Genomic DNA, 25,414 nt, shown 5'->3' with positions numbered 1-25,414 from the left:
GAGTATTCGACCTTTAGTGCAAGAGGCTAGAGGAAGTGAAAGCAGTTTTATTCACGTTTTATGGTAACAATGTTATAGTTCGCTCCCATTTTTAAGAGCTTATTATTGGCTGTTAACCAATCGTTAACCTGTTCAGATATAACTTAATTGTTGTTCGGGCCTTGGGCCTGCTAATGAAAACCTGATCTGATCTGTTTGAGTCATCATATTTATGGATTATTTTGACGATATCATTATTGATATTCGGAACTTGTCGTTCAATCGTGGCGAGCGGTTGATTTATGACAATGTGGATATACGGATTCCCCGAGGCCGAATTACAGCTATCATGGGGCCGAGCGGCACCGGCAAAACAACACTGTTGAAATTGATTGGCGGTCAGTTGAAGCCTGATTCAGGATCGATATTATTGGATGGGGCCGATATTCCCCGTCTTGGGCGTAGAGAGCTGTTCGATGTCCGTGAAAAAATGGGCATGTTGTTTCAGAGTGGCGCTTTGTTTACGGATATGGATGTGTTCGAAAATGTCGCCTTTCCTATTCGGGTGCATACCGACCTGCCTGAAGATATGATTCGTGATGTAGTCTTGATGAAGCTGCAGGCGGTTGGCCTTCGTGGTGCGGCAAAATTGATGCCTAGTGAACTGTCTGGCGGTATGGCGCGTCGTGTAGCACTGGCCCGTGCCATTGCTCTGGATCCTAAACTGGTTATGTACGATGAGCCATTTACCGGTCAGGACCCTATTGCTATGGGGGTTTTGGTTAATTTGATTCAGAAGCTCAATCGGGCTCTGGGACATACCAGTATTATTGTGTCACACGATATTCAGGAAACATTAGGGATTGCTGATTATATCTACCTTATCGCTGATGCAGGTGTGATTGCCCAGGGAACCCCGGAGCAGTTGCAACAGGTTGACTCCGATCAGGTTCGACAGTTTATGCAGGGGTTGCCTGATGGTCCTGTGCCATTTCATTTCCCTGCAGATGATTATTGTGCTGACCTGTTGGAGGTTAAATGATGCAGTCTTTAATCAGCAAACTTGAACAGATAGGCTTGTTTGGCCTGGATAAAATTGCTGCGTTGGGGCGCTCTGGTATTATTTTATTTCAGGCGCTTGTTGCTAAACCTGCCCCGCTAGAGTTTTTTCCGTTATTGGTTCGTCAGCTCTATTCGGTGGGGGTTTTATCCCTGGTAATTATTTTAGTGTCCGGCTTATTTATTGGCATGGTGCTGGGGCTGCAGGGATACAATATTCTGGTGGACTACGGTACCGAACAGGCGGTAGGGCAGATGGTTGCGCTGAGTCTGGTGCGGGAGCTGGGGCCTGTAGTCACAGCTTTGCTATTTGCCGGTCGAGCGGGCTCCGCGCTGACCTCTGAAATTGGCTTGATGAAAGCAACCGAACAACTTTCAAGTATGGAAATGATTGGCGTGGATCCACTGCGCCGTATCGTTGCGCCCCGATTTTGGGCGGGCTTCATCTGTCTGCCTATTTTATCGATGATTTTTTGTGCGGTGGGTATCTGGGGTGGCATGCTGGTTGGCGTAGACTGGTTAGGAATTTATGAAGGCTCGTTCTGGGGCAATATGCAGAACTCGGTCGATTTTGTTGATGATGTTGTTAACGGCCTGATTAAAGCTCAGGTATTTGGTTTAGTTGTAACCTGGATTGCGGTTTATCAGGGTTACGATGCAGTGCCTACCGCGCAAGGAATAAGTGAGTCGACGACTAAAACTGTCGTGTACTCATCACTTGCGGTATTAGGGCTGGACTTTATTTTGACTGCTTTGATGTTTGGAGATATTTAAGAATGCGTATCCGTGGTGTTGAGCTGGGAGTAGGTGTCTTTATGTTGGTGGGATTAATCTCACTGATAGTGCTTGCGGTAAATGTCAGTGGCCTGAGTCTGAATAAACAGGAGGGGTCGTATAAAATATATGCCCTGTTTGAAAACACCGGAGGCCTGAGTTCTCGTGCCAAAGTGACTATGTCCGGCGTACATATTGGGCAGGTGACTAATATCTCGCTGGACCCGGATCAGTTAATGGCCCGGGTAGAGATGCAAATTAATGCCGATGCAGACTTTCTGACTATCGATAGTTCAGCATCTATCCTGACGTCAGGTTTGTTAGGAGAGAAATATATTGGTGTTACTTCAGGAGCCGATGATGAACTGCTGGCTGATGGCGACTATATTGAAGATACTCAGTCGGCGTTGGTGTTAGAAGAATTGGTGGGTAAGTTCCTGTTTAATAAGGCGACAGACTAAGGAATAAGGATTTTTATGTTTAATTATATTGCCCGGTTTATTTCGGTACTGGTTTTATTTTTAAGTGTTTCTGCTGCACAGGCGTCATGGGATGGTGCCAGGGATACGGTTGAGCAAGCATCAACAAAGATGATGCAGGCGCTTAATCGCACTGAGCTTCAGCAGCCAGAAGAAATTGATCTTTTATTGAGTGAGATTGAGTTGATTCTGGATCCTGTGGTGGATTTTGACTATGTATCGAAGCGGGTAATGGGGAAGTATTACCGTCGGGTTGATAAAGCGTTGCAGTCAGAGTTCTCATCGGTGTTTAAAGAAACCATGGTACGTACTTTTTCTAAGTCTCTGGCGGATTTTGATATTGTTCGCTATGAAATAGCACCACAAGGTAAACCGAGCCCGAAACCGGAAAAACAGATTGTTAGTGTCTATATCTATTCAGCAAAAGGTGATCAGTACACTCTGGTTTATTATATGCTGAAACAGAATGAAGGCTGGAAACTGGTCAATGTACTGGTGGATGGTATTAATTTGCGGTTGAATTTTAAGAACCAGTTCTCCGATATGGTTTCTAAAGCCGGAGGCAGTGTGGAACAAGTTATTTCAGATTGGAAGCTCGCGATTGACGACAAAGCAGAAAAGAAGAACAGCTAATGTCGAATCAGATCATATTGTCTGAAAACAAAGCGCAGATCAAAGGTGATCTGCTCTTTAGTTCTGTAACACAGGTTCGGGCTGAGTTAGAACGGGCGATGCTGACGACTGATCAGCTCTGCATAGACTTTGGCAGGGTAGAAAAGGTCGATAGCGCGGCATTATCGCTATGGCTCTGCCTACAGCGGTTTGCAAACCAGCATAAGGTTCACATTTCTGCCGAGAATGTACCGCAAGAGCTAAGCGCAATTGCGCATCTGGTGGGGTTGGATCAGCAGGGGTTAGGCTTCACAGGCAAATAAGGTGTTTAGATAAACACTACAGGCGGTGGAACGTCTAAAATCGCCTTTTCTCTTTATTTCGGCTATTATTGCCGGCTAATTATTTTCCCCCCAATTTTCATTGGTATTCTGCATGCAAATCGAAGAAGTAAAACAGATTCTTGAAGCTAACCTGGAAGGCTGCGACGTTTATCCTGAAGGTGAAGGCTGTAATTTTTCAGTGACCGTGGTCGGGGATCTGTTTGAAGGTATGCGTCCGGTTAAGAAACAGCAAACTGTTTATGCTTGCCTGGCTGATCAAATCGCTGATGGTAGTATTCATGCGCTGACAATCAAGACCTTTACTCGTGCCCAGTGGGCTGAGCAGAACTGAAGCGTATAGAGACTTTATTCCATGGATAAACTGATTATTTCCGGCGGATGCCGTCTGGAAGGTGATGTACGCATTTCTGGTGCAAAAAATTCTGCACTGCCGATTCTGGCCGCTACTCTGCTTGCTGATGAGCCGGTGACCATTAGCAACCTGCCGCATCTGCATGACATTACAACCATGCTTGAGCTGTTACGGCAGATGGGTGTTGATCTGACCATAGATGAGAAACTGCGGGTTGAGATTGATGCGACTACTCTGAACTCAACCGTTGCGCCCTATGAACTGGTGAAAACCATGCGCGCCTCGATTCTGGTGCTAGGTCCCTTACTGGCTCATTTCGGTCATGCCGAAGTGTCTCTGCCTGGTGGTTGTGCTATCGGTAGCCGGCCTGTTGATTTGCATCTTAAGGGGTTGGAAGCGCTGGGTGCAGAAATTACAGTGGAAGAAGGCTTTATTCGTGCCACTTGTGACGGTCGTCTCAAAGGTGGTCGGGTATTCTTTGATATTGTTACTGTAACCGGTACTGAGAATATCCTGATGGCTGCAGCCCTGGCTGAAGGCCAGTCAATTATTGAAAATGCGGCGCGCGAACCGGAAATTGTCGATCTGGCAGAGTTCCTGATCGCAATGGGTGCTGATATTACCGGTCATGGCACCGATACTATTATTGTTAATGGTGTTAAGTCTCTTAAAAGTTGTCACTTCCCGGTTATTGCCGATCGAATTGAGACCGGTACTTATCTGGTTGCCGCTGCTGCAACCCGGGGTAAGGTTAAGTGTAAAAACACCCGTCCCGATATTCTCGATGCCGTGTTGCAGAAGCTGGAAGATGCCGGGGCTGAAATTGAAACAGGTGAGGACTGGATCAGTCTGGATATGAAGGGTAAGCGTCCTAAAGCGGTCGATCTTACTACTGCACCATATCCTGCTTTTCCGACCGATATGCAGGCACAGTTTGCTGCGATGAATATTGTGGCTGAAGGCCATAGTCGAATTAAAGAAACTATTTTTGAAAATCGCTTTATGCATATGCAGGAACTGCTGCGTATGGGGGCTAAAGTCGCTATTGATGGCAATACCGCAACCACCGAAGGTGTTGAAGAGCTAACCGCAGCGCCGGTAATGGCGACTGATCTTCGGGCATCAGCCAGTTTGGTGATTGCTGCAATGGTGGCAAAAGGGGATACGATGATTGAACGTATCTACCATATAGATCGCGGCTATGAGTGTATTGAAGAGAAGCTCCAGCTTCTGGGTGCGAAAATTAAGCGGGTTCCGGGTTAACAGGAATTTAGCATTAGCAGGCTAGCCTAACCGCCAGACCTGAATATTAAGTGGTAACGAAACAGCGAATATGAAACAGAACCTGACAATTGCGCTATCGAAAGGGCGTATTCTGAAAGACACTTTGCCGTTATTAGAAGCGGCTAATATTATGCCAGCTGAAGATATCTTCAGCAGTCGTAAGCTGATTTTCGATACCAACCATGACAATATTAAGCTGGTTGTTATCCGCGCAACTGACGTGCCTACCTACGTTGAAAATGGTGGTGCGGATATGGGCGTGGCGGGTAAAGATGTATTGCTGGAGTACGGTGCTAAAAGCCTGTACGAGCCGCTTGATCTTGATATTGCTAAGTGCCGCTTGATGGTGGCGGGAATGAAGAATGCCGCGCCGGTTGAAGGCCGCATGAAAGTTGCGACTAAGTTTGTCAACGTGACGAAAGAGTACTTTGCTCGTCAGGGCCGTCAGGTAGATATCATTAAGCTCTACGGTGCAATGGAACTTGCGCCTATTATGGGGCTGGCTGATCGCATCGTCGATATAGTCGATACCGGAAATACTTTGCGTGCAAACGGGCTGGAGCCGATGGATGACATTTGCTATGTCAGCTCTCGTCTGGTGGTTGGTAAAGCCGCAATGAAAATGAAACACCGCCAGATTCAGCCGATTCTGGAGCTGCTATCTGCTGCAGTCGAGGCTCGGAAAGAGAAGGTTGAATCATAATGGCAAAAATAGAAGTGCTGCGACTCGACAGCCAGCAAGACGATTTCAGTGAACAGTTGGATAAGCTGTTAGCATGGGAATCGGTCTCAAACAAAGAAGTAAACCAGGTTGTTGACGAAATTCTCCAGCGAGTTAAAGCAGACGGAGATGCTGCAGTAGTAGAATATACGAACCGATTTGACCGCCTTAATGTTGCTTCTATGGCTGAGCTTGAGTTTTCTCAGTCCGAATTACAGCATGCGTTAGACTCTCTGCCGGAAGAACAGCGAGAAGCGTTGACGATTGCGGCCCAGCGGGTGCGGGATTATCACGAGCGTCAGAAAGGTGAATCCTGGCAGTATCAGGAAGCAGACGGCACTTTGCTGGGGCAGAAAGTGACGCCAATGGATAAAGCCGGGCTCTATGTGCCGGGTGGTAAGGCTTCCTATCCTTCTTCTGTACTGATGAATGCAATTCCGGCGCATGTAGCCGGTGTTGAAGAATTGATTATGGTTGTGCCTACGCCGGATGGTGAGGTCAATCAACTGGTCTTAGCTGCAGCGGCCCTGGCCGGTGTCGACCGTGCCTTTGGTATTGGCGGTGCGCAAGCTGTTGCTGCACTGGCTTATGGTACTAAAACCATTCCCCGGGTGGATAAGATAGTCGGTCCGGGAAATATCTTTGTCGCGACGGCGAAGCGGGCTGTATACGGTACTGTCGGTATCGATATGATCGCCGGGCCATCAGAAATTCTGGTTATCTGCGATGGCCAGACCGATCCCGACTGGATTGCGATGGACCTGTTCTCTCAGGCAGAGCATGATGAAGATGCTCAGCCGATCCTGATTAGTAATGATGCTGAGTTTCTTGACCAGGTTGCTGTCAGTATAGAAAAGCTGCTGCCGACCATGGAGCGTGAGGCGATCATTTCCCGATCTCTGGCAGACCGGGCGGCACTGATCAAAGTTACCGACCTGGAAGAAGCTGCACGGGTAAATAATCGTATAGCACCAGAGCACCTGGAACTGTCTGTGGCAGATCCACAGGCGCTGTTGCCGCTGATTAAGCATGCCGGTGCGATCTTTATGGGTCGTTATACTGCAGAGGCTCTGGGTGATTACTGCGCGGGACCCAATCACGTACTGCCGACCTCTGGTACAGCACGATTCTCTTCGCCTTTAGGTGTATACGATTTCCAGAAGCGTTCATCTCTGATTATGTTCTCAGAAGATGGTGCATCGGAAATGGGTAAGGTGGCTTCAGTATTAGCGCGGGGTGAAAGCCTGACTGCTCACGCTCGTTCGGCTGAGTATCGTATTAAAGGTTGAGACTTAAAGCTGGCTGAAAGTAATCAGTAGCTCAGTTCTCTGTTGATAAAACAGGTTCCTGAGAACATAAAAAAGCCTCGCAGTAGCGGGGCTTTTTTTGTCGCATGAATTACCTGATTTCGGCAGCGTCGGCTAGCGATGCTAATTAGTTGTTCTGATTGTTATTTATTACTGGCTGGGCGCTCAGTTACGGTGATTTCCAACTCTACCTGTTCGCCATTGCGCCACACTTTTATCGGTAGAATAGTGCCGGGTAGCATGCGGGCAACGCTGTACATTGAGTTGTAGCTGTTAACAACTTTTTCCCCGCCAATCTCCAGTAATATGTCACCGGGTAATACGCCACCTTTGTGCGCGGGGCCATTGCGGAATACACCAGCGATAATTAATCCTCTGGTATCTTTCAGACCAAATGACTCAGCCAGTTCAGGCGTTATCTCTTGAGCCTCAACACCAACCCAGCCCCTGATAACACGTCCGTGATCGATAAGATCCTGCATCACCTGCTTTGCCTGGTCAGAGGGAATAGCAAAGCCGATACCTTGTGATCCACCTGATTTCGAAAATATCGCCGTATTAATACCGATCAGATTACCCGCTGCATTAATCAGCGCACCGCCGGAGTTGCCCGGATTGATTGCTGCATCGGTCTGGATAAAGTCTTCATAGGTATTCAGTCCCAGTTGATTACGCCCCGTAGCGCTGATGATTCCCATAGTGACGGTCTGGCCAACGCCAAAAGGGTTACCTATGGCCAAAGCGACATCACCAACCCTTAGATTAGCGGATGAGCTGAGTGTCACGCTGGGCAGGTTTTGCAAGTCAATTTTCAGTACCGCAAGGTCAGTGTCCGGGTCAACACCCACGACTGTTGCCGTTGCTTCACGGCCATCTTTAAGGGCTATGACGATACTATCGGCCCCGGTAATAACATGGTTGTTAGTGGCAATGTAGCCTTCAGGGCTTAGGATTACTCCCGATCCAAGGCTGGATTGGATGCGCTCCTTGCGACGGTTTTCAGCGTCATAATATTTACGGAAATCAGGATCATCATAAATCTGATTATTGGTTTTATCGAGCACAGTGCGGGTATAGATATTAACAACACTGGATGCTGCGTGTTCAACGGCATCTGCGTAGGAAAAAGGCCCGCTCATACCTTCGGGAGGCTGACCGCTTTGTTGAAACTGAACCTTGTTATCCTGAGGCTGAAACATATCAGGCATAAAAATAAGCAACAACACTGCCGCCAGAATACCCGACAAAATAGGCCAGAGCAGGAACGCCAGTTTTCGCATTATTGAGAATACCCGTCGATAACAGTGGTAAAGTTAAACATCAGTTTTTAGAATTATACGGAATATCAGATGATTTTGGGAATTTAGATAACAATATGGCTACCACATTGAAGCAACTGGTTGCGTTCTGTAATGAATTGTTAATGCCTGAAAAGTATAGGGATTATTGCCCGAATGGCTTGCAGGTTGAGGGGCGGCAGGAGATCAGTAAAATTGTTACCGGCGTGACTGCTAGTCAGGCGTTGCTTGATGCCGCTGTAGAACGCCAGGCTGATCTGGTGTTGGTGCATCATGGCTACTTCTGGAAAGGAGAGCCTGAGCCTGTGACCGGTATTAAAAAACGTCGTCTGAAAACGTTGCTGAGTAATGACATAAGCTTACTGGCATACCATCTTCCATTGGACGGTCACCCTGAGCTTGGTAATAATGCACAGTTAGCAGAGCGCTTTGATATTGAGATAACTGGTGGGCTTGAGCCTGAGAATCCTTTGAGTATAGGCTTGACCGGGCGCTTAGTAACACCACTCAGTGTAGAGCAGTTTGGCGCTAAGATTAGTGCATCTATGGAGCGAGAGGCACTACATATAGCAGGAGGGCCTGCCCAGATAAAAACAGTTGGCTGGTGTAGCGGTGCAGCGCAGGGCTATATTGATAAAGCTGCGGCGCAGGGGCTCGATGCTTATATCTCAGGTGAAATATCGGAACCTACAGTACATAATGCCCGTGAGCTGGGGATCCATTATTTTTCAGCCGGACATCATGCCACTGAGCGTTATGGAGTACAGGCTCTGGCTGAACGTTTGGTCGCTGAGTTTGATATTGAGCATGAGTTTGTTGATATAGATAATCCGGTCTGAAATATCGTAATAAAAAAACCGGCAATAGCCGGTTTTTTTAATTTTATGGTCGACAGGTTATGCGCTCTGCTTGTGATCTTCATCCTTCAGGGCGTTACCAGGGACATGATCTTTCAAAGCAGTAGAGGCTTCATCTGATTGATCTGCATCGGCTTCTTTTTTAAGGCCAAAGCTTTCAGACAGGGTTCCTTCTTCATCGGGATTCTTAGGTGCATAATCCCGGGGCGGTTCGACTACTGCCTCTTCGGTGCTATCTGCAACCTGATCTGTGACCGTAGGAATCTGTTCTTCCTCTGTTGCTGTACCTTGTTGCTCTTCGATGCGAGGCTGCTCACTGTTCTCCAGTTGAGCCGGTGCATGCTCACCCAGGCAGAGTGACTCTGACCCTTGAGCCAGATGTTGGTGAACCGCTTTGTAGCTCTCGGTCAGGTTATTAACCAGTTCCGCTGTTTTCTCGAAATGACCGTTAACCTGCTCTTTGTATTCACCCAGTTCACGCTGGGATTCGTTAAGCTGATCTATCAACTGCTGTTGCTTGCCTGCACTATTACCTGTGCGGCCTATCAGATAACCGATTAATGCTCCGACTGCCAGAGTGACGATACCGATAATCCAGATGCTGTTCTCTTCCACAAAGACTCCTTAAATCGCTTTTTAAACCATAAATTTCTATCTGCAATCGTAACCCAAAGAATACCCCAAAGTCATAGCGATGCCTATGCTAAATTGGTCGATCAGCTGCGTCGGATCAATGCTATTCAGAAGGTGTTTCCGGGTGTCGGTTATTGCGCCATTGCTGGACCTCAGCATACTTATCCGCCAGATAACTGATCTGCTCATGCAGTACCGCACAAGCCAGTTCTGCATCATTTTTTTGTAAGGCACTGAGTAAGCGCTGATGCTGATCGATAATCACCGAACGTTCGCGGAATCGGAAAGTGACCATATTACTAATCGGCTGGAGCGCTTCGATAATACTGAACATGATAAAACTGAGTAGCTGATTGGCCGACGCTTCAGCGATAGTACGATGAAAGCGAACATCAGAGGCGCAGAACTCTTCCGGGCTCAGCTGTGGTTGCTGCTGCATCTGCAGCTCATCTTCCAGTTGTTGTAACTGTTCGGGGGTGATCGTATCTGCCGCAAGGCGGATGCAGTTTTGCTCCATCAACAGGCGGGTCTGATTGATCTCATCCATGGAAAAAGCATCCATGCCAACCAGCAGAGTAGTGGCACTGCTCAGGGCATCACTCAAGTCAGCTGCTGAGGGGCGGTTAATAAAAGTACCGCCGGTCGGGCCACGGCGTGAACGCACCAGGTTCTGCGCGGCTAAGCGCTTGAGTGCCTCGCGAATAGTTGGGCGCGATACCTGATAGCGTTGTGCGAGTTCATCTTCGGTTGGCAGACGGTCATCGGCTTTTAGTGAACCATCCATGATTGCCTGACGGATCTGGTCAGCAATCTGGCTGGATAAGCTGCGTTGTGCGACGGGTTCGATTTCCAGATTCAAGACGCTTTCCTGTTCTAAGGCTATATTTAGTCATGTCGGTTCCAGTTCACAAAGGAACTTGGATGTCTTTAATTTCAAAGGGTTACCGAAACCTGTCCAGAGAGGTGAGTCTTGCAAATCCTACTTAGAATGGAATTGCCCCTGAGAATCCTAGTCATGATGGAATTAACCTAACAAGTAGGAATGTTGATCAATTAGTTATTATTAATTTGTATCCATTTTACAGCATATAGATGTCTTGTGACAGGCTGGCCAGCTGATGTTGCTGGGAGAGAAGAGTATCCAGCTGAAGATGGTTGTTTAGCTGGAATGATTGGAAGTGCTTAGTGAAGTACAGCCAATCCAGAGCAAGTAGTTGAGCATCTACGAACAACTGGTCGATTCAATACAGATAATAGTGGCTATTCTCATTACCCATCATGAGCCGTTTAGGTTGATTAAATGGGTCATATTCTGACCCATTTAATTGCTAAATGGGCTACATATTGTAGCCCCTATTATTTTATTAATCAGAGTATTGCTGGAAGATCTTGAAAGCTTCAGCATGAGCTTCTACTTTCATTTCTTGAGCAATAGAGGGAAGGTTCAGTCCTACATAGATAATGAAAGCTGGGCCATAATCTTCATCGTTGTCAGCCAAGCTTTGGGTGAGGTCGAATCCGTAATGTTTAGCTAGAGCAGTCCATTTATGCGCTTCAAAGGCTGAGATTTCATCATTTTTATCTGCTGCTGAGCGCGCTAATTCCTCAAGGCATTCTCGACTGCCGCCCTTAGCGGCATCAACTTTCCATTTGATGTCGTTCTTAGATAGTCCGAGAAATTCCTGAGCTTCTACACACCCTAATTCTGCTGCTTGTTGATAGTACTTATCAGCATCATTACCTCCTTGCTCTGCTAAATCGAAAGCAGCATTACCGTGGCCATTGTTAGCCGCTTTAACTAACAGTGAACGGTAAAAACTAAATTGATTAAGTGCTGCTTCGTAGTCATCAGCAAACTGCTTTTGGGAAGGTGTCAATTCGATACCCTGCTGCTGCTTCTTAAACCAATAACTATCACGTTCTGAAGAAGGCTCAATTTCGTTAAGGCATGCCAGTGAATACTGTGCGCCAGGTTGAGTAGCTGAGAGGTATTCAAGCTCTTGGAGGCTGGTTTCTTCAAGATTATCCAGCTCCCAGCGCTCATCCATAGAGGATAAGTATTCGCTGAAGCTAAGGTTTTGTTCATCAACTAATCTGGACAGTACTTGAGCAAAAGTATCTGCTTCAGAGGTGCTGTAGCCTAATTGTGCTGATCTTTCTGTCACATTGGTGACGGAAAAATCTTCGTAGTTAATGGCATACATGTTGAACATCATAAAACCTGATGCATCCATTGCAGCCTGGCTAGAATAGCCAAAATATGCAGCAATCAATTCGTAAGCATGAGAACGCTTAAGAGCAATACCGTGATTTTTAGAGTGCTTCTGGATATCGTAGCTGAAGTTTTTACGAATCATAAACTGTTCCTCATTAAACTGCATAGAGACTCAGAATTTTCATGCGTGTTTAAATAACTGAGTCAGCAGTCAATGCTGAAAAGTTCATGGGATGGAATAGATATATAAAGGCCTGTTTCTACTCACGCATAAGTAAGGTGGGCACCATTGAAACCAATTTAACTTCGCATAATGCATTAGTCAAATTTATCAGATGGGAAAGAGCTGAATCGAGTAGAATATCAAAGAGTTGAGCAGTATTTCGAAAAACAGCAGCTAAACAAGCAGTAGAACGCCTACAAAAGCTGGTCGATTCGCTCATTGATTATTGATATTTCCGACTTGTAGTGTCGATGGAAATTAAAATTATTTGTTTTGTAACTGGGTAATAGTGATTATGGAAAATCGTTTTCAGGAACAAAATACATTCTTAGGAGACAGAAAACATTTAGCTGTGCTCTTAGAATCAATTAAGCAAGGAACCAGTAAAACCTGGAATAATTGGCGGATCGAAAGTCAAGAAGTGCCCAATCTCATAGGGGTTTGTCTGCCCCGTGCGGATCTGAGTAACTATGACTTTAGTGCGACAGACTTCGATGACTCAGATCTCACTAAGGTAAACTTTACTTCTTGTGATTTGAGTGGCGCTAATTTTTACCGTGCGAATATGCGTGAGGTAAAAATGTTTCACGCGATTGCGTATGGGGCGCATTTTCGAAAAGCTATTCTCAATAATGCTAATCTTGCAGGGACTATCTTTAATGGTGCCGACTTGAAGGGAGCTATCCTTACTGGTTGTAATATTTATGGAATAGGTCGCACTGGTTGGGAAATTGAAGATGTGCAGTGTGAGTATGTATACACTGATCCGTTAGGTCGTGAGCAGTTTCCAAAAAAAGGTTTTAAGCCTGAGCAATTTGAAAAAATTTACAAATCATATCCTCTGATAGATTTAGAGTTTCATGAGAATTTTGATGCGCTTACCATCTTGATGGTCAACTATGCTTCGGTTCAACTGAACAATGAAGGCGGTAAATTTGATTTTCAGGTAAAAGAAGTTACAGCTTATGGGGGCATCCCAACGATCAAGGTATCAGTTAGGACAAAGGAACAAGTTACTGAAGGTACACAGTTGTTGAAAGAGCGAGTAAGCAATCTACAAAAACAGCTTGAAACCAGCCAGATGAACGAGGGAAAGTTGTTCGCTTTGCTTTCAGCTACCTTGAATAGTCCTCCCGTAAATCAGACTAATTTTTACGGCCAAGTAACAGGAGGTCAATTTGTAAACGGGAATAATATGGGGGTGCTGAATAGTTTTCCTTCCATGGTTACAACAAATAATTATTACCAATTGATTGAGGAAATTGACTCCTCGGATTTAACAAAAGAGGAGAAATCAATAGGAAAACAGTTGCTCGACGAAGTACGTAACAATGCATCAGCAGCAGCAAAGGAGCAAGTTGGAATCTGGGTGCGCTCATTAACTAAAAGTGCTCTTAAGCAGCTTCCCAGTCTATTGGACTTTCTAGGCCCACTCAGTTGATTTTGGTTTTATTCTGTTACTGGTCAGTCCAACAACAAGCAGTAAAGTGTCTACGATAAGCTGGTCGATTCAATTACCTTTCAGTGATATTTGGTAACTATCAGCTAACTCATAAACTATTTTTTCAAGCAGAACACGAGCTTCAGCAAGACAAGCTTTAGGGGCCAGCTCCATTAACTTCTTAGCGCGTTGGTAGTGAGAGGTTAGTTCCCTGTCATAGAGTGTCACCAGCTCTACGTCAGTCCTTTCAATCATTATTTACTCCTTATAACTAGCTGAAATTATTTCAAAAGTCTTTCAAATAAGTAATTAAATTACACCACGTCTTTTAGAGAACCTGTGAACAATGCCTTTTTTCTTCCTTACAGGCCGTATAGCCAGGGAGGTGAAAATTAAATTATTAGATTTATTAACACCTTCCTTAGCTTGTTGTTTTTTATCGATAGAAAATATGATAAAAAGAATCTATATGAACCATTACAGATTTTGAATTTGATTTTTCACCTCAAGCTTTGTTTTATTACTAAATAAGGAAGTTAAATGTCTGATGATGCTTTAGATATCTTGTTAAGAAAAATTAAGGCACTCAATGAAGGAGTAATGAATCCTAAGAGCTATTCAAATAATGACATGACCATCGATGATTGTAACCGCATGGGTTTACTATCTCTTCAATTGGGTGCAGCCTTGGATGACCTTAAAAGAAACCATGATGTGGTCAAGGCAACTGCCACTGTAAATAATATTGAGCAGGAAGTTTATCAGATCCTTGGTCTATCTAGTCAATCTTCTAGAAATTCTAGCGATTTTGATCCTGAAACTGCTTTGTGGGTCTATTGGCTAATCGCATTCTTAGCGTTGCCTATAGGGGTTGGACTTATTAAAGCTAACGTCCCAGGAGTCGGTTATGCTTCATGGTTTTCATTAATAATTGCAGCTTTTACATTTTTTATATTTATAGACACTACAAAGACTAAATTTAGGTATGGGTTAGGCCCAGCTATTTTTACTTTATTTGGATATGCGCAGATCCGAACTTTAGAATATGAAGGGCTTAATAATATTATTCCCTATGTGCTAGTTGCTATTATTCCATTATTTCTACATTTTTTTAGACATGCTCATATCTTTTGGATAGTCGTGCTGTCTTTGTTTATGAGTGGATCTTTAGATTGGATGTGGAATAAATTATTTCAGCTCCTTACGTAATAGCTGATTTCTTAACTCAGTGTTATAATTAATCAAAAAATTAACATTATTTCCACAATGATAACTGATTTTTTATTTTTTTCTTGGTTAAATTGGGTGGCTTCCTTAGTTGGCACAACCTGTTAGGTAAAAATACACGATTAGAGATAATATTTTTTTAATAGTATTGCCCTTAATCTTCGGCTGAGGCAGGCCTTAACAAGAACTCAATAATAGCTGTATAAGGCCTGTTTTCGTAAATGGTTGCTAGTTAGAAGCAGTAGAACAGTATTTGAGTTCAGCTCAATCGTAAAGTTATCTGTTTTCCTCCATAAACACTTCCTGAAGCGCTGCCTCCAGAACGCTTTGCTGACACGCTATAGGAACTATTGTCTCGTAGCTCAAATGACAATTCTCCTGTATTGGGGTCTGTAAAGCCTCGTGGTTTACCACCACAGGTGACTTCTGCTTTTATGGCTTGACCATTACTGTTTACTGTTTTAACAGTTGTATAATATGCCATGATGTTCCCTCATTTTTTTGCCTGTTATATAAAATAGTTTTGAACAGATAATTCGATTAAAATTAAAAAGTAATCTAGTGAGTTTTTGACTGTTTTTTTGTATAAAGTGACTACTCTTGAATCGATAAAAATTTAGTTGAAGAGTAATATTGAATCTTTATAAAAGAACGTCCTCCAAACGATTGGAATGCATGGTTTGACGCCAGTATCTTTTCAATATCGTCAAGTTCATTCGTCATGAAAGTATCGCTTATAATGCTTCCTACAACATGCTTACAATTCATTTAGCGAAAGTTCTTATCCCGTTGATTGACCGATTTCTGTACAATGAAGTTCATTGGTTTGAAGTTTACAGCTACCCTTATTACTACTTTCAGTAGTGCTACATTTAGAATACTTGTGATAGTAATAATAATTTGAGCTAAAGAATCAGCTTTGATATTTACGATGTTCTTGCTAATTATGATCAAAACTATCGCCAAACTATCCCATCGACTCTCTCTTTTACAAAGGCTCGACTATAATATAAGACCTATAATCTACAGAAGACCATTTTGTTTTTGCCAAGCTATTCCTTCACTGCTATAAACATCAAGTAGGCCATGTTTTTCCATGTAATTATCACATTCATCCGCTGTTTTGAAACCAGACTCTAAAATATGGAAGCCTGGATCGCTATGCCATTCCCGAAGTAGGTGATAATCAGTCTGACAAGCCCCGTAAAGAGGGTTTGGACTACCTACAGGGTTTTCTCCACATTTATAAACACACCAAATAGCCATTAAATACTTCCTTTTATTAATAAAACTTTATGCATCTCAAACTCTAAATGAAATTATTTATTTCTATATACATTTATGCCAGCTTTTGGCACATAGCCGCTTTCAAGAATTCTAAAATTAGCTACAGACCAAAAGCGAGCATAGTAAAGTAGTCGCTACTATCTAGGATAGCAATCGCTGCAATATATTGTATCGTGATCGATTGTTTTCCCTCTTTATGTGCGCAACACTAATAATTCATACTCATAAATCTAATTTTCTTTTAAATGTTTAATAATCACAGTCACTACAATCAGTAGGCATAGTCATAGATAGAGTGCGATGTAGATCACATGCCGCTCCTGTTTTTAGATTAATAATTAATGCATGATCTACAGTATTTACAAAGCCACTATGTGGGTCTTCTGACTTATGAATAATTCTATAGTCTTCTACATTGATGTTGTCATTGATGAGGCCCATGACAGTATTTCGGTGGGAGCAGCCCTGGCATATAGACATAGTTAATTCCTTCCATTGAAATGAAAACTATTTTAACCATGATTTGAATGAATCATTGCATATGCAAAATTTCAGAACATGAAGCCTGTCAGTGAGAGTTATCAGGCTAATAATTAATAAACCAAGAATTGAAAACCAAGTCAACCACTTTGTTATGGAAGATGCTTTGTATGAAATAGCCTCGATGAAGCTTAAACAAGGCGATGCCTGGCCACACGACAATATTGAACTTCAGGCATTTACTGGAAAGTCATAATGTAGCCTGCCACCTATTTAAGACGTAAACAGTTGGCTGACGTAAGTAGGAATAATCGTCAAGGGAGGTGCATTGATGGATGCCACTAACATTGAGAACTCCAAGCTCTACAAAGAATATGCCTGGTGGACGTGATTCAGAAATGCATCAACTCATGAAAAGTAACCAGTGGCATTTTGGAATGAAAACGCACATTGGTGTTGATGCTAAAATCGGTTAAACACATAGTGGTTTTACCCCGATTCCACAGACAGTCAGTTAAGAGTAGATAAGGGTAAAATGAAATGGCTGGTGAGTGCCAAAATAACTGGTGGCGATTCACTGGTCGATAGAGTTTAGGCCACTATAGGGCATAAGGAAATAGTATGTTGTTTGTGAAAAGGATATTTCATCCTGTGGGGCAAGGTGGGTTCTTCACTGAAGAACTGAGATATCACACTGCGCATAAAAAAAACAGTAAAAAACGCACTAGAGAAGTGTTTAGAGTAGCCTATGACTGCGGCTCGGTAACTTCTAAAGTAGCTCTGGAAAAACAGATCAATACGTTCGAGAATAAGATATTCGACGTTCTCTTCATCTCACATTTCGATACAGATCACATCAATGGTCTGAAATACCTTCTAACAAAGTGCGTTGTTGAAAAAGTTGTTCTTCCAGCAATAGGTCATGATGAGCAAATCAGACTAGCGGTCATGTATAGTAATAATAAAGAATTCTCGAGCTTCTGTGCTGACCCTGCTGGATATATCCGCCGTGCAAGCAGGAACGGTGAAGGTACAAAAATAATATTTGTTAAGCCATACACAGGTGAGGGGTCTGGAGAAGAGCTAGATCTAGATGAGGAACCATCTAGCTCAATAACTACCATTGATAGTGGCCGAATAATAAAGAAAAAAAACCTCTCGCTGCCTTGGGTATATATTCCATTTAACTTTGAGGGTGAAAATCGCGCAGCCGAAGTTGCTAAAACTCTTGGTTCGATGGGAGTATCAATAAAAACGGGACAAGATTTAAAGAACTACTTGGATGATCCTAACCCTAAAGTCAAAGATGACATTATAAAAGCATTCAAAAAAATCAAAGGAGGCCCAAACACAAACTCACTAACCCTTTATTCAGGGCCTGACCTTGACGAACAAAGACAGATCTGTTGGCTGGTAAATATTGAAAGTAAAAATTTCTTTCATTCTTGTAGTAGGAATCCTGCATGTATTTATTTAGGTGATTATGATGCAGGGGGTGGGCGCAAGTGGAGGCAACTTTATGAGAACTTCGAGTCATATTGGCATTACGTAGGTACTATTCAGATTCCTCATCATGGTGCAAAGAAAAACTTTAATGAGAAATTATGTGATAACACCTCTATGTTCTGCGTTATTGCTAGTGGGTTAGACAACCGATACAAGCATCCTCATCCAGATACTCTTAAATCAATACTGAACTCCAAAGGTATGCCGATTTTAGTTAACGAAAGTGATCATTCAATCTGCCATTTTGAGATTAGAAGTTGGGTTAGACAGAAATGATCGATATGTGTAACTCTGACTCTATGGAAATCCATCTCAAAAGATCACCCCATAGATATAGGTGTCACTACCTCGCCCACGTATATTAATTGACGTAGCGATATTTAAGGATAATTGGCCAAACGGTAGCAATTATGAAAAACAAGTATGGTTTATCACGAAATATCCCTTCATCAATAAAGAGAGCTGTACGAAAACGATGTGGTTTCGGTTGCATTATATGTGGGAATGCAGTTGTTCACTATGAACACTTTAATCCTGAATTTGAATTTGCTGAAAAGCATAAAGAATCAGGAATTGAATCGACCAGTCTATCGTAGAGGTTTTATACTTGTCATTCTGAGTCTTGAATGATTTCAAAAGGAAGAGTTCGATCAGTGTCTTTAAATTCAATTGATGTCTTCCCAAACATTGGTATTGCAGGCCAGTTTTTAAAAGCCCAAATTTCGGGAGCATAAATTTCATCAGCAGGCCAGTCCAAATCTAATACTTGGAAGGACTTTGCTTTGCCAATTCCAATTCCAGTAATAACGTCATTGTCGTTCAATACGTATGTAAAATTACATTTTATATTTGCGATTTTGGGCTGATTGTTTATCTTGAAAACTATTGGGACAGTTCCAGTGCTATGTACTTTTTTAAGAGAATTTGATTGAGATTCTGGCTCAAGTGTAAACTCGGGAAATAGATTTTGTTCTTTTTTTACGAGAGATGATAAAAGTGCATAAGAATAATAGTTTTCAGGGCTGTTAAGCTCTGATAGGTAAAGATCATGAAACCATTCAGGTGATATTATAAATGCATCAATTACTTCTTTTAATACAAGTAAAAGTGAATTTAATTCCTCCCATTTTTTTATTTTTTGTATCATTAAGTGGTCGTTTAAGCATAGTGATGAAGATGATTTGTAAGATCCAAAAAGGTTGACATCGCTTTGGCAGCTAAACAAAGGAAATGAGGAATCAGATACAGTAAAGCTTGATGAGTGTGTATGTTTTCCATCTTGAGTGGTTTCGCAAGGCCCGAATCGAAAAGTAAGACCACACTTCATTCTATATTCGATAAATTTACTATGAGGGTATGTTATTGCTTTTGTTTTTTGCTCCCCAAAAGATATTGTACTATCCGAGCCTACCGCTCCATAGAGATGAAGTGAATTGAAGTCAGGATAGTATTGCTTAAGGATATCAAGTACATTTTTGTTGATGATATCATTTATTTCATCTTTTCTTGGGGCTCCGAATAGGTGGTTTGGGTTGACTATTTTTGTTAGGAAGGGGGATTCAATATTTAATTGTGTTTGACCACTGTCTTCTGAAACAGATAGCTTGGTTCCTGGCGCATACTTACGTATTAGTGAGTTTATGATGTGGCTTCTAAGGGTTAATGAAAAGCCTGGTTGTGTATGTGATTTTGAATTGGTGATAAACTCAGACTCATCATTCAGATCTGTGTAGAAATTTAAGCTTAGCGTTTTACTATCAGAATTGAGAAAGTCTAAGTATTTATTTACAAGATTTTTGTCCAAGAATAAATGTCTTACATCTTTTTTATCTATGTCTACTCCTAATAAACAAACAGGAATGTTTGAATATAAATGAAGTATAATGTCACTTTTATCTAACGTAACGTATTTGTATTTATTTTTCGAAGTTGTACTTTTGCATTGGACAACGAAAAATGCACCAGTTGCAATCTGTTGATCGCCATTATTTGTAAATTGTTGGAATGTGAAGTCAAATCCGTAATCATTCTCAAATTTATTTGCCGAGTGCATATTCATTGGAGCCCAATACCTAACTAGCCCCTCCCCAGCTTCTCCTATTTTTTGAGGTTTGGATTTGACTTTTGACATCGTACACGGCCTTTTCTGTTACGAAATAAAAAAGAGATTAATTAACAAGTTATTTCTAATTAAGTGTATCATTTTACCTGAATAGACTTCTATCTCGTTGATATGGATTAGGCTGCTTTGATTCTAATCCAGAAGAGGGATGTGTCTTCTAGAAACTGGGCTATAGGTTTTGAGTAGGTATTTCATATTGGTTTTACCCCGATTCCACGGACAGCCAGTGAAGAGTAGGTTGGGGTAAGATGGAATGCCTGGTGAGTTTCTAAAGAGCTGGTGGTTATTTATCTTCATTGACAAGTCGTTGTCGTTTTAGCTCCAGATAAACTTCAAGCTCTATATCCGAAGTCCCTGGATCTGACTTTGCAACAGGATCTATAGGCTTGTGCCTGTACTCAGCGATAATACTTTCAATTGATTTAGTACGGTGATACTTAGGGGGCCTTTACTCTCTTTCCTGTCGAGCTTCAGACATCTCTTTAAAGTCTTCACGACTTCGACAGATGCGAGAGAGATGTGTAAGTCCGCCGTCAACGGATAATTTACCGCAGGAGCAACTGACCAAGTCGTGATCTGATTTGCTTTCGATTATATCTCCACAGAGTAAGCATTTTGCCTTGTTACGAGTAATTATCATCACCTAACCTCAGTTAATCTTCATCTGCCTACGCATCGATCTAAAAAAACTGGTCATCGATTGTGACTCGCCCCTCAGCTTTGAGTAGCCCCTAACATAGTGAGATGGTAAGCCATATTTAAATTCTAATATAGGAGAAGCATGTGCTTCTACATTTCAAATCCTGATCAGTGTGATGCTCTAGATTTAGCTATCGATTTCGAGCAAAGCTCTCGCAGGCATTTGATAAGAAAATCGAGAGCGCTTCTTCGTCAATCCAAACCATTGATAGGTCATATGAGCCCTTAGGACGGAACGCTGGAGTTTTCCCTGTCAGAGAAGAAGCTACGATATCTGCATATAGGACTCTGTGATGTCTTAAACGTTGGTCTCTGTTCTGTAAAACAGTATACCCATCTGGACACTCATCTTTTTCAGGGATTAAACAGAGCAGCGATGGCAGATCACGAAGATCAAAGAATTGATCGCGTGCAGTTCGTTTGTCATTTATGGGTTTTATGAGGCCCGTCTTTATCAAGCTGTCCATGCTTCCTTTTGGCAGTCCTAGTGAAGCAATGACTTCTTGTCTACGAGCTTGGAAATACAAGTCAGACTCGACTTTGACATGCTTCAAGCGAGCAGGACGTATCCCGCTCATAGCGCTTGTTTTACCTTCATATTGATGTAGACGTGGAACTTCTGCCAAAGGAGCAAAGTGGAGTGAACTCTCATGTATTGGCCAGTGTTCACGTAGTTCTTTACGAAACTTTATAATCGGCCATAAAAGAGTTTGAATCCCTAGAAGTCTTAGTTCTGAACGCTTTTTTATGCAACCAATAATCCAGACGTTTAGTGGTATTTGTTGGGTGAGGAGCCCGTGTGCATTAGATAACATTTCTGCCAAATTTCGTTGTTCTGTTGGCCAATAGCTAAGTTTGTCATGAATTGGATCATAGGGACGTGATAATGCTCTCAAAGCCAGGCAGAGGTCCTGAATATAGCTTTCAAGGCCAATGCCAGATGATAGCTTTTCTTGAAACTTTCGTTGATGTTCTGGTAGTTGTGGGAGCTGTTCTGGCTTCCAGTCAGTACCGCATTTAGGACACCCAAAGAAGAGACTGGAGTGCCAATTGAATGATTCTCCACAGGAGGGGCAGCTATCCCAAAGAGGGTGATCATGTTGCTCACAATGGCTGACTACAGCGAGTGACCAATGCCAATGAAAGCCTGTGTTATTCACGCACAAAGGGCATAGCCTTGGAAAGCGAGTTCTCAGGTCTTGAATTGCCCTGGTTTCTTCATAGAGCCATGAATGGTTCATGTTTTCAGCAAAGTGATTGTATAGCTCCTGCGGTTGCATACGAGTGCAAGGAGCTATTTTTTCACAAAGCTGCTTAAGTTTGGTCTGGTTATCGATTAGATAGCTGCTCGATAATCCAATGTGGTTGAGTAAATGCCTAATCTCTTGCCAGCCATTGCGAGCAGTAACTCGGAGTAAGTAGCCTTCGATACTCTCGTTCTCCAGGGGACGTGGACGAACAGGTAATTCTTGTAAGCTCATTTTTTCACCTTATCAGCATGGATTACCAGAAGATCATTGGCTGTATAGGACGGATCGAAAGGGTTAGGAAGGACTGCTCTACGCCTCAATGCTTTCTGGTAGCCCTTACTGAAATCAGCCATCGATAAAGGGCTGGATAAGTCAGCGTATTGCAGCGTTTCTGAGACGATTCTTGAAATACGGCGTGGAATGCCTGAAGACGCAATATAGAAGCGTTTCAGCATCTCCTCATCAGTAAGGTCAATACATTCGATAGGGATAGATTTGGCTATGCTTCCCATATAATCGCGGAAGTGATCGTGCTGTGCATTCTTAGCTGCTAGTGAAAAGTAGTGGAGATATTGAACAGCATTTAATCGATCAGCCAGCTCTTCATTGCTAAGAATGACCTTCTCTGAATCCATTGTTCCTGACAGTATCAAAGGGATCTTTGTTTGGTTCATCAGAGATTTAAAGAAATCACAGATGCCAACAGTAGAGTTACCTGCGTTTTTAGGAAGTAAATTGTTGATCTCATCAAAGATAATCAGCTCTACACCAAGTTCCCAGAGAAGTTGCTTCAACTCAATTAATTGAACCTGTTCTGTGCCTGACATCCAGCGAGGACTGTTTAACAAGCGCAGCATCTGAGTGGTCAATTTCTTGGTAGTTGCTTTATGTGGTACTTCCACATAAAAAACTCTTAGACGATCAGACTCGTCGTTGCCTTCAACGAAGTTTTTTCGGATAAAGTATTTAAGGAGGGTAGATTTTCCACTTCCCGTATTTCCTAAAAGAACAGCTCCCTCAGGTTCAGCGCCACCTATAATGCTGGTAACCAGCCCTGGTGGGCTGGATAAAGGCTGATATGAACCTTGAACCTGTTCAATGACTTGATAAGCCTGCTTGAACAAAGGGTGTTTGATGATTTTTGATTCAAACTCCAGAGTTTCAGGCTTTCGATTATTCACATTATTCATCAACATCGGTTCCTTCAAACTCGTTAATCTCATCCAGATCTGCAGCTGATGAATAGGAATCTGTTTGCTCAGGCTCGGCAGCTTTCTTTTCAAAGCTTGGTGCCGAATCTGTTTTCGAATGCGCATCGAAAATATTCCGTTGTTTGGTTATTTCAGCAGTATTCAATGGCTGTGATTTTTTCTTGGAATCCAGCTCTTCGAGGTTAGAGTTCAGAAGGGCGCGGGCTTGGGCAACCAATGGATGATCGAAACCAAAGGGTTGGTCTGCCCCTAAGATACGGTCTTCCTGGGTCTCTTTAAATTGATCAGCGTTTAAACTGGTAATTTTGGCTTTTGCCAAGATGAGTTCGCCTGTCAGAGGATTTTTCACCCAGGCTTGGTCGGGTTCAAGTTCAGTAAAGATACATTCCACTTTAGGGTTCTCAGCTCCTTTCGGAGTAAGTACGTCATAGAGTCTCTTTAACGATCTAGAATTATAAAAGGTGTTGCCGAATTGAACTCCTTGATGGCCTTGGATGGTTCTTTTCTGCGGAGTTATATTTTGACGAACTAAGCGACCTATATCATGTACTTTAAGTTGAGTAGTTGAACTGTCTAATGTCTCATCCCAGACTTTTTGAGGTGACTTACCTAGTAAGCCTTTGTGAGGATTTTGGTGATAGCCAGTGACAATGTAATTAGCCAGCAGAGATTCGAACTGTTTAACCGTTAGACAGGCGTGTTTCTGAATCGGATGGTCGTACTGTTTCGCATTCTTTAGTTTGCCCATGTAACCAGGCAGAATAGATAAGAATTGGGTACGCAATGTCCCGAAAAAGCGTTCGATATACGGTTTTCGATAACCTGCGCCTGCTTCAGCGATATGTTGATCACCACCTGAGGCACTAATAAATCCACCGATTTCGTGTGATGCATAGGGACCACCTGCATCAGTGATGTAATTCTCACCGTTACCGTACATGTTCCAATGATATTGGCCGTTAACAAAGCTCATGGTTGGTTTTGGTGATAGTGAGTGAATCAGATTTTGCAAAATGCCAACTTTGTTTTCACCTTGCTGGCGCTTTTGACCAAATTTTTTCTTTTCTTGTAGGTGATAGCCCAAGATGCTGCGTGAATAGCAATCGATCATGGCATACAGAATGACCTGAGTGATTATTTCTCCTTGCTCATCAATCAAGCCAATATTGATATGTACGGCATCCATCTCAACCCGCTCCAAGATGCGAGATGTAATAAGACTACGGTATACAATGCGGGAGTCATTGCGCGAAACTTTTTTACCTTCGCGTGCTGCAAGTACCTCAATTCGATTGAGTTTTCTTACATGCTCATAGAAGGTTGAGCGAGAGAAACACTTAACTTTCCCTTCGAGTTGCTTTGCGCGTTTTTTGTATTCCTCCCAGCATTGTGCGGCAGATTCTCCACCCAGGCATAAAAACCTGTCATCGATGATTTCTACAAAGAGAGTATATGCCGCATCATGAAAGCGTTGCGGGCTTTTGCGGGGCAATTGTTGAAGGTTGCCATACTCGTTTAGCTTTTTTACAGCGCGTATAAGCGTTGAAACTGAAGGTGGATGGGTGTCACCAAGCTCGCGTTTTACTTCATTAATGACTCTCTTTGCTATTCTACGAGAGGCTTTATGTTGCTGTTGATTCATACGATGAACGTACTGCAGCATCATATCTTGCTTAAGGCGTTGTTCGTCGGATTGGTTAGCTGCTTCAGGTAGTTCATCAGGCACTTCAAATGGGAATGTAAGATTGCCACGAGTAAATGCGAAATTTAACCGCGCAAGTGGGATGAACTTAGGCTTCTCTCCTCCGTCTACTTGCACAACTGCAATAAGATCATTGGCTGCAGGGCTTAAAAGTACGTCTTTCCCGTAAAGGGAGGCTTTGGTCAGTGGTTGGGTCAGTTGGCTTAACATAGTCAATTCCTCTAGTTCTTTGTTTTAAAGGTTAAATACAGGGGTATTTGCAGCAGGCGCATTGGTATCAATGTGCTGCATGTCGAAATCAGTCGTGAGATCGAGATGTAAATTGCTTTCGTGTACATCTGTGAGTTCGGAT

At 42.9% G+C, this 25,414-nt stretch carries 25 protein-coding genes and 1 pseudogene; 14 read left to right on the top strand and 12 right to left on the bottom strand.

All coding sequences use genetic code 11. The features are described 5' to 3' along the window. The first annotated feature begins 211 nt into the window (after positions 1 to 211). The 9 genes from EHS89_RS14490 (at position 212) to hisD (ending at position 6,893) form a co-directional block, all read left to right on the top strand. Positions 212 to 1,021 (top strand): ATP-binding cassette domain-containing protein, encoded by an 810-nt coding sequence (locus EHS89_RS14490; protein ID WP_124926875.1) that lies wholly within the window; start codon positions 212 to 214, stop codon positions 1,019 to 1,021. Next, positions 1,021 to 1,812: a lipid asymmetry maintenance ABC transporter permease subunit MlaE gene (gene mlaE, locus EHS89_RS14485; RefSeq protein ID WP_124926984.1), complete on the top strand. Its 792-nt coding sequence runs from the start codon at positions 1,021 to 1,023 to the stop codon at positions 1,810 to 1,812. The genes EHS89_RS14490 and mlaE overlap by 1 nt, the downstream gene beginning before the upstream one ends. Before the next feature lie 2 nt (positions 1,813 to 1,814). Further along, positions 1,815 to 2,273 (top strand): outer membrane lipid asymmetry maintenance protein MlaD, encoded by a 459-nt coding sequence (gene mlaD / locus EHS89_RS14480; protein WP_124926874.1) that lies wholly within the window; start codon positions 1,815 to 1,817, stop codon positions 2,271 to 2,273. Between the two features lie 15 nt (positions 2,274 to 2,288). Continuing rightward, the gene (locus EHS89_RS14475; RefSeq protein ID WP_124926873.1) at positions 2,289 to 2,924 is read left to right on the top strand and encodes an MlaC/ttg2D family ABC transporter substrate-binding protein; all 636 of its coding nucleotides are present in this window, start codon (positions 2,289 to 2,291) and stop codon (positions 2,922 to 2,924) included. Further along, a complete protein-coding gene (locus EHS89_RS14470) occupies positions 2,924 to 3,226 on the top strand; it encodes an STAS domain-containing protein (RefSeq protein WP_124926872.1) in 303 nt (100 codons plus the stop codon). The genes EHS89_RS14475 and EHS89_RS14470 overlap by 1 nt, the downstream gene beginning before the upstream one ends. Before the next feature lie 112 nt (positions 3,227 to 3,338). Beyond that, positions 3,339 to 3,578 carry a BolA family protein gene (locus tag EHS89_RS14465; RefSeq protein ID WP_124926871.1) on the top strand — a complete coding sequence of 80 codons (240 nt, stop codon included), beginning with the start codon at positions 3,339 to 3,341 and terminating at the stop codon, positions 3,576 to 3,578. 21 nt (positions 3,579 to 3,599) lie between these two features. Next, positions 3,600 to 4,862, top strand: a complete 1,263-nt coding sequence (gene murA, locus EHS89_RS14460) for a UDP-N-acetylglucosamine 1-carboxyvinyltransferase (protein WP_124926870.1) — start codon at positions 3,600 to 3,602, stop codon at positions 4,860 to 4,862. A gap of 70 nt (positions 4,863 to 4,932) precedes the next feature. After that, a complete protein-coding gene (gene hisG / locus EHS89_RS14455; protein WP_124926869.1) occupies positions 4,933 to 5,586 on the top strand; it encodes an ATP phosphoribosyltransferase in 654 nt (217 codons plus the stop codon). Then, positions 5,586 to 6,893, top strand: a complete 1,308-nt coding sequence (gene hisD / locus EHS89_RS14450) for a histidinol dehydrogenase (RefSeq protein ID WP_124926868.1) — start codon at positions 5,586 to 5,588, stop codon at positions 6,891 to 6,893. Before hisG ends, hisD begins: the two co-directional genes overlap by 1 nt. Before the next feature lie 161 nt (positions 6,894 to 7,054). Here hisD and EHS89_RS14445 read toward each other — a convergent pair whose 3' ends face one another. After that, positions 7,055 to 8,191 (bottom strand): S1C family serine protease, encoded by a 1,137-nt coding sequence (locus tag EHS89_RS14445; protein ID WP_124926867.1) that lies wholly within the window; start codon positions 8,189 to 8,191, stop codon positions 7,055 to 7,057. Between the two features lie 95 nt (positions 8,192 to 8,286). Here EHS89_RS14445 and EHS89_RS14440 point away from each other — a divergent pair, with 95 nt between their 5' ends. Further along, a complete protein-coding gene (locus EHS89_RS14440; protein ID WP_124926866.1) occupies positions 8,287 to 9,048 on the top strand; it encodes a Nif3-like dinuclear metal center hexameric protein in 762 nt (253 codons plus the stop codon). Between the two features lie 57 nt (positions 9,049 to 9,105). Here EHS89_RS14440 and EHS89_RS14435 read toward each other — a convergent pair whose 3' ends face one another. The 3 genes from EHS89_RS14435 to EHS89_RS14425 all read right to left on the bottom strand — a co-directional run bounded on the left by EHS89_RS14435 (position 9,106) and on the right by EHS89_RS14425 (position 12,056). Then, on the bottom strand, positions 9,106 to 9,681 hold the full coding sequence (locus tag EHS89_RS14435) for a Z-ring associated ZapG family protein (RefSeq protein ID WP_124926865.1): 576 nt from the start codon (positions 9,679 to 9,681) through the stop codon (positions 9,106 to 9,108). A 121-nt stretch (positions 9,682 to 9,802) separates the two neighbouring features. After that, on the bottom strand, positions 9,803 to 10,558 hold the full coding sequence (locus EHS89_RS14430; protein ID WP_124926864.1) for a FadR/GntR family transcriptional regulator: 756 nt from the start codon (positions 10,556 to 10,558) through the stop codon (positions 9,803 to 9,805). A 505-nt stretch (positions 10,559 to 11,063) separates the two neighbouring features. Beyond that, positions 11,064 to 12,056 (bottom strand): hypothetical protein, encoded by a 993-nt coding sequence (locus EHS89_RS14425; protein WP_124926863.1) that lies wholly within the window; start codon positions 12,054 to 12,056, stop codon positions 11,064 to 11,066. A gap of 376 nt (positions 12,057 to 12,432) precedes the next feature. On the opposite strand from EHS89_RS14425, the gene EHS89_RS14420 reads away from it, so the two are divergent. Then, positions 12,433 to 13,578, top strand: a complete 1,146-nt coding sequence (locus EHS89_RS14420; protein WP_124926862.1) for a pentapeptide repeat-containing protein — start codon at positions 12,433 to 12,435, stop codon at positions 13,576 to 13,578. A 69-nt stretch (positions 13,579 to 13,647) separates the two neighbouring features. On the opposite strand, the gene EHS89_RS14415 is transcribed toward EHS89_RS14420, so the two are convergent. Then, the gene (locus EHS89_RS14415) at positions 13,648 to 13,833 is read right to left on the bottom strand and encodes a hypothetical protein (protein WP_124926861.1); all 186 of its coding nucleotides are present in this window, start codon (positions 13,831 to 13,833) and stop codon (positions 13,648 to 13,650) included. A 285-nt stretch (positions 13,834 to 14,118) separates the two neighbouring features. Between EHS89_RS14415 and EHS89_RS14410 the strand changes: the two genes are divergently transcribed. Next, complete coding sequence (locus EHS89_RS14410) at positions 14,119 to 14,787, top strand: hypothetical protein (protein WP_124926860.1); 669 nt, start codon at positions 14,119 to 14,121, stop codon at positions 14,785 to 14,787. Between the two features lie 277 nt (positions 14,788 to 15,064). Here EHS89_RS14410 and EHS89_RS14405 read toward each other — a convergent pair whose 3' ends face one another. Together EHS89_RS14405 and EHS89_RS14400 are read right to left on the bottom strand one after the other, a co-directional pair. Continuing rightward, on the bottom strand, positions 15,065 to 15,289 hold the full coding sequence (locus EHS89_RS14405; RefSeq protein WP_124926859.1) for a hypothetical protein: 225 nt from the start codon (positions 15,287 to 15,289) through the stop codon (positions 15,065 to 15,067). 539 nt (positions 15,290 to 15,828) lie between these two features. After that, positions 15,829 to 16,071, bottom strand: coding sequence for a hypothetical protein (locus EHS89_RS14400; RefSeq protein ID WP_124926858.1), 243 nt, complete (start codon positions 16,069 to 16,071; stop codon positions 15,829 to 15,831). Between the two features lie 655 nt (positions 16,072 to 16,726). Between EHS89_RS14400 and EHS89_RS21390 the strand changes: the two are divergent. Together EHS89_RS21390 and EHS89_RS14395 are read left to right on the top strand one after the other, a co-directional pair. Further along, positions 16,727 to 17,045, top strand: a pseudogene (locus EHS89_RS21390) (IS5/IS1182 family transposase); the annotation flags it as partial. 148 nt (positions 17,046 to 17,193) lie between these two features. Continuing rightward, complete coding sequence (locus tag EHS89_RS14395; protein ID WP_124926857.1) at positions 17,194 to 18,354, top strand: ComEC/Rec2 family competence protein; 1,161 nt, start codon at positions 17,194 to 17,196, stop codon at positions 18,352 to 18,354. A gap of 334 nt (positions 18,355 to 18,688) precedes the next feature. Here EHS89_RS14395 and EHS89_RS14390 read toward each other — a convergent pair whose 3' ends face one another. The 5 genes from EHS89_RS14390 to EHS89_RS14370 form a co-directional block, all read right to left on the bottom strand. Continuing rightward, on the bottom strand, positions 18,689 to 20,209 hold the full coding sequence (locus EHS89_RS14390) for a DUF4365 domain-containing protein (protein WP_124926856.1): 1,521 nt from the start codon (positions 20,207 to 20,209) through the stop codon (positions 18,689 to 18,691). A gap of 439 nt (positions 20,210 to 20,648) precedes the next feature. Continuing rightward, the gene (locus EHS89_RS21605; RefSeq protein WP_124926855.1) at positions 20,649 to 20,840 is read right to left on the bottom strand and encodes a DUF7695 domain-containing protein; all 192 of its coding nucleotides are present in this window, start codon (positions 20,838 to 20,840) and stop codon (positions 20,649 to 20,651) included. Positions 20,841 to 21,030: 190 nt separating this feature from the next. Continuing rightward, a complete protein-coding gene (locus EHS89_RS14380) occupies positions 21,031 to 22,380 on the bottom strand; it encodes a TniQ family protein (protein WP_124926854.1) in 1,350 nt (449 codons plus the stop codon). After that, positions 22,377 to 23,339: a TniB family NTP-binding protein gene (locus EHS89_RS14375; protein WP_170167513.1), complete on the bottom strand. Its 963-nt coding sequence runs from the start codon at positions 23,337 to 23,339 to the stop codon at positions 22,377 to 22,379. Before EHS89_RS14375 ends, EHS89_RS14380 begins: the two co-directional genes overlap by 4 nt. After that, on the bottom strand, positions 23,332 to 25,272 hold the full coding sequence (locus EHS89_RS14370) for a DDE-type integrase/transposase/recombinase (protein WP_124926852.1): 1,941 nt from the start codon (positions 25,270 to 25,272) through the stop codon (positions 23,332 to 23,334). Before EHS89_RS14370 ends, EHS89_RS14375 begins: the two co-directional genes overlap by 8 nt. Positions 25,273 to 25,414: the final 142 nt, after the last annotated feature.

Source organism: Amphritea balenae (genome assembly GCF_003858655.1).
In the GTDB taxonomy this organism is placed as follows: domain Bacteria; phylum Pseudomonadota; class Gammaproteobacteria; order Pseudomonadales; family Balneatricaceae; genus Amphritea; species Amphritea balenae.
Note: the sequence above shows the minus strand (reverse complement) of the source record. Positions and strands in the feature narration are given on the sequence as shown.